General features: G+C 49.3%; 1 protein-coding gene. It reads right to left on the reverse strand.

The window, feature by feature from the left end; all coding sequences use genetic code 11:
• Positions 1 to 531 (reverse strand): FAD-dependent oxidoreductase (locus R7Q48_RS30635; RefSeq protein WP_318134186.1); only part of this gene is annotated, 531 nt, incomplete at both ends.

A 531-nucleotide genomic window follows, 5' to 3' on the forward strand; every position in this document is an offset into this window, starting at 1 on the left:
AAAATGGTAGGGCGTCATAAACGCCCGGCGCGTCTTCATTTTCCAAACCGGCGCGCATGTATTTGTATGTGCCCACACCTAAGAAAACCGCATCGTATTCATCAAGCAGTTCTTGCATCTGCACATCTTGGCCGACTTCCACATTCATGCGGAACTCAACGCCCATTTCGGTAAATACCCGACGACGATTTTCCATGACCCCTTTTTCCAATTTGAAAGAAGGAATACCAAAGGTAAGTAGGCCACCAATCTCTGGGTAACGGTCAAACACCACAGGTTTTACACCGTTGCGAACTAAGATGTCTGCTGCTGCCAGACCAGCAGGGCCAGCGCCGATGATTGCCACCTTTTTATCCGTCCACTCCACTTTGGACATGTCAGGCTTCCAGCCCATTTCAAAGGCTTTGTCGGTGATGTACTTTTCAATGTTTCCGATCGTGACTGCACCAAAATCATCATTTAGTGTGCACGAACCCTCACACAAACGGTCTTGCGGACACACACGGCCACACACTTCAGGCAAGCTGTTGG

It is taken from the genome of Vibrio sp. 378 (assembly GCF_033339435.1).